Source organism: Saccharopolyspora sp. 6M (assembly GCF_020176775.1).
Taxonomy (GTDB): Bacteria; Actinomycetota; Actinomycetes; order Mycobacteriales; family Pseudonocardiaceae; genus Saccharopolyspora_C; species Saccharopolyspora_C gregorii.
In genome coordinates, this window is the sequence record NZ_JAIUJZ010000229.1 from 12,252 (window position 1) to 16,405 (window position 4,154).

General features: G+C 73.9%; 4 protein-coding genes. 2 read left to right on the forward strand and 2 right to left on the reverse strand.

Annotated features, from left to right (window positions below):
• Window positions 1-251: 251 nt before the first annotated feature.
• Window positions 252-1,286 carry an NAD-dependent epimerase/dehydratase family protein gene (locus tag LCD31_RS25300; protein WP_224962039.1) on the forward strand — a complete coding sequence of 345 codons (1,035 nt, stop codon included), beginning with the start codon at window positions 252-254 and terminating at the stop codon, window positions 1,284-1,286.
• A gap of 32 nt (window positions 1,287-1,318) precedes the next feature.
• A complete protein-coding gene (locus LCD31_RS25305) occupies window positions 1,319-2,257 on the forward strand; it encodes a lysophospholipid acyltransferase family protein (protein ID WP_224962041.1) in 939 nt (312 codons plus the stop codon).
• 25 nt (window positions 2,258-2,282) lie between these two features.
• Here the strand turns inward: LCD31_RS25305 and LCD31_RS25310 are convergent, their stop codons facing one another.
• Together LCD31_RS25310 and LCD31_RS25315 are read right to left on the reverse strand one after the other, a co-directional pair.
• Window positions 2,283-3,164: an HAD family phosphatase gene (locus LCD31_RS25310; protein ID WP_224962043.1), complete on the reverse strand. Its 882-nt coding sequence runs from the start codon at window positions 3,162-3,164 to the stop codon at window positions 2,283-2,285.
• Between the two features lie 344 nt (window positions 3,165-3,508).
• Window positions 3,509-4,154, reverse strand: a 646-nt coding sequence (locus LCD31_RS25315) for a sigma-70 family RNA polymerase sigma factor (RefSeq protein ID WP_374201678.1), incomplete at its 5' end; no start/stop codon positions are given.

Below are 4,154 nucleotides of genomic sequence, written 5' to 3' on the forward strand. Positions count from 1 at the left end.
GCCGACCACTTCGGGTCGGCGGCGGTCGTTTTGCCACCCCCTCCGCCCAGGTGGTCCGGGATCGTCCGGGTTGCCGACCGCACCGGCCGCTGGTGGGGTGCACGAGGACATCGCGGCGTCGCCCGCGCGAAACCGGAGCGGGTGACCGCGCTCGGTAGCATCGTGCGCGGAGCTCGCGCTCCGCGATCGCGGCCGGCTTCCGGTGGGCGGGCGCGAGCGAACCCCTCCGGCCGGACCTCTCGGGGAGAACCATGGTGCCGAACGTCGTGCTCGTGACGGGCGTGAGCAGCTTCCTGGGCGGGCACCTCGCCGCGCGGCTCGCCGCCAACCCCGACATCGAACGCGTACTGGGCGTGGACACCGCGCCGCCGCGTCCCGACCTGCGCCGCCGGATGGGGCGCACCGAGTTCGTGCGCGCCGACATCCGCAACCCGCTCATCGCGAAGGTCATCGCCGGTTCCGGCGTGGACACCGTGGTGCACGCGGCGGTGAACTCCCAGTCCGGTCCGGCGGGGCGGGCCGCGATGAAGGAGCTCAACGTCATCGGCACCATGCAGCTGCTGGCGGCCTGCCAGAAGGCCCCGGAGCTGCGCAGGCTGGTGGTCAAGTCGACCACCGCCGTCTACGGCGCCAGCCCGCGCGATCCCGCCGTGTTCTCCGAGGACATGGAGCCGAAGGACCTGCCCTCCTCCGGGTACGCGAAGGACGCCGGGGAGATCGAGGGCTACGTGCGCGGTTTCGGCAGGCGCCGGCCCGACGTGGACATCACCACGCTGCGCTTCACCCACCTCATCGGTCCGCGCATCGACGCCGACCTCACCCGCTACTTCGCGCTGCCGCTGGTGCCGACCGTGCTCGGCTACGACGCCCGGATGCAGCTGCTGCATTCCGAGGACGCGCTGGCCGTGCTGGAGAAGGCCACCACCCGTGCGCTGCCCGGCGTGTACAACGCGGGCGGCGACGGGGTGCTGATGCTCTCGCAGGCGATCCGCCGCGCCGGGCGGGTCGCGGTGCCGATCCCGCGGGCCGGGGTGCCCGCGGTGAGCCGGTTCTTCCGCGGCGCGCGGCTGGTCGACTTCTCCCCGGAGCAGATGCGGTTCTTGAACTTCGGGCGCGTCGTGGACACCACGAGGCTGCGGGAGAGCTTCGGCTTCACCCCGCGCTGGACCACGCAGCAGGCGTTCGACGACTTCGTGCGCGGCCGCGACCTGCAACCGGTGATCGACCCGGAGCAGGTCGTGGCGTGGGAGCGCGGTGTCGGCGCCCTGCTCGCCCGACTGCGGTGACCTTGACCAGACTGCGGCAACCAGGAGGCCAGATGGCGGACGCCCGAGTGATCCCGCTGCACCCGGCGGACCAGCGTCCCGGCGGTGCGCGGCCCGGCCCCGCCCCGCTGCCCGAGCCGGAGGAGCGCGAGGACGGCTGGGAGGACGCGGTCGCCGACGCGCTGGCCTTCGCCCGCCGCCGGCTGCTCGGCGACTACCAGGTCGACGAGTTCGGCTTCGACGAGGACCTCACCGACCACCTGGTGGTGCCGCCGCTGCGGCCGCTGTACGAGAAGTGGTTCCGGGTCGAGGCGATCGGGCTGGAGAACGTCCCCGACTCGGGCGCGCTCGTGGTCGCGAACCACTCGGGCACGCTGCCGCTGGACGCGCTGATGACGACGGTCGCGCTGCGCGACCACCACGACCCGGGCAGGCACCTGCGGATGCTCGGCGCGGACCTGGTGTTCCGGCTGCCGATGGTCGGTTCGCTGGCGCGCAAGGCCGGGCACACCCTGGCGTGCAACCCGGACGCGGAGCGGCTGCTGCGGGCCGGTGAGCTGGTCGGGGTGTGGCCGGAGGGCTTCAAGGGCGTCGGCAAGCCCTACCGGGACCGGTACAAGCTGCAGCGCTTCGGCCGCGGCGGGTTCGTGTCGGCGGCGATGCGGACCGGGGTGCCGATCGTGCCTTGCTCGATCGTCGGGGCCGAGGAGATCTACCCGAAGCTCGGCGACATCCGGCCGCTGGCGCGGCTGCTGGGGCTGCCGTACTTCCCGGTGACGCCGCTGTTCCCGCACTTCGGGCTGCTGGGTGCGGTGCCGCTGCCGTCGAAGTGGTACATCGAGTTCGGCGAGCCGGTGGAGACCGCCTCCTACGGGGAGGGCGCCGCCGACGACCCGATGGTCGTGTTCAGCCTCAGCGACCAGGTCCGCGAGATCATCCAGCAGACCCTCTACCGCCTGCTGGCCGGCCGCCAGAACGTCTTCCTGGGGTGAGCCGCCGGGCCGGTGGGCCGCCTCGTCAGGAGCGGTCGCGACGCCGGTAGGCGAGGCCCGCCGCGATGGCGCCCGCGACCGCGCTGGCGCCGAGCATCGACTGCGCGCCGATGCGGGCGGCCTTGCGCCCGGTGCGGAAGTCGCGGATCTCCCAGCCCCGGGACCGGGCGATGTCCCGCAGCCGCTGGTCCGGGTTGACCGCCACCGCGGTGCCCACCGCGGACAGCATCGGCACGTCGTTCGCCGAGTCCGAGTACGCGGTGCAGCGGCGCAGGTCCAGGCCTTCGCTGGCGGCCAGCGCGCGCACCGCGTGCGCCTTCGCCCGCCCGTGCAGCATCTCGCCGACCAGCCGTCCCGTGTAGACGCCGTCCACGTGCCCGGCCACGGTGCCCAGCGCACCGGTCAACCCGAGCCGCCGGGCGATGATCTGCGCCAGCTCCACCGGGGTCGCGGTCACCAGCCACACCCGCTGACCGGCGTCGAGGTGCATCTGGGCGAGGGCGCGGGTGCCCGCCCAGATGCGGTCGGACATCAGCTCGTCGTAGATCTCCTCGCTGAGCTCCACGAGCTCGGCGACCTTGCGCCCGGCGACGAACGACAGCGCCTGCTCCCGGCTGGCCTGCACGTCGTCGGCGTTCTCCCGGCCGCCGACGCGGAACTTCAGCTGCTGCCACGCGAACCCGGCGAGGTCGGAGGCGGTGAAGAACTTGCGGGCCGCCATGCCGCGGGCGAAGTGGAACAGCGAGGCGCCCATCATCATCGTGTTGTCCACGTCGAAGAAGGCGGCGGCGGTGAGGTCCGGCGGCGCGGTCAGCGACCCGCCCGGTTCCGCTCCCGCCACGGCCGCTTCGGCCGAGGCGCGGCCGGCGACCTTCGCGCTGTCGAACGAGCCCTCGGCGGGGTCCAGCGCGGACGGGGTCTCGCGCGGCTCGCCGTCCGGCGGGCCGAGCCGCGGCTCGGCCGCGTCCTCGCCCCCGGCGTCCCGGTCGTGGCGCGCCGAGCCGCCGCGCCGTCGGCCGTCGTGGCCTGGGCCTTCGGCTGGGCCTGGACTTGTCGGCACCGCCGCGCCTCCCGGTCTTGCTCCGGCTGGATGTTGCTCGGGTTCGGGTCCTGGCGTACCAGGGTCGCTGAGCGGGGCGTTCCCGCCGGTGCGGCGACCCGGCCCAGCAAGGCCTCCAGCTTAGAGGCTCCCGCCCGGCGCGTTGGCGCGGTCCGCGCTGATCGGCCGGGACCGGCTTCGATCGGCCCGGGTCAGCGCAGGTCGTCGGGCAGCAGCTGGCCGAGGCGCCGCACGGCGCGGTGCTGCAGCGCTTTGACGGCGCCTTCGCCGCGCTGCATGCGCTGGGCGGTCTCGGTGACCGACAGGCCCTGCATGAACCGCAGCCGGATGCATTCGCGCTGGTCCGGGTTGAGCTGCCGCACGCAGCGCAGCAGCTCCTGCTGGGTGGCGGCGTCGAGCACGTGCTGCTCCGGGCCGCCGTGGTGCTGCGTTCGGTGCTGGGCGTCGGGGAGCTCGGGGATCGGCACTTCCAGCCGGGTCCGGCTGGACTTCACGTGGTCGAGCACCAGGTTCTTCGCGATGGTGATGAACCAGGCGGCGACGTCCCGGCCCTGGTAGCTGACGGTGGCGATGCGCCGCAGCGCCCGCAGGAAGGTCTCGCTGGTGATGTCCTCGGCGAGGCAGTGGTCGCTGACCCGGAACAGCACGTAGCGGTACACGACGGGCGAGTACTCGTCGTAGAGCCTGCCGAACGCGTCGAGGTCGCCGTTCTGGGCCGCGCTCACGTGCCGCCAGCTCTCGCCGGGCACGGGCGCCTCGGGCGCGGGCCGCGGTTCGGCGCGGGGGTGCGCGGGGCGGTGTGGCAGGTGCGCGGGCCGGGAGGGAGCCGGATGGACG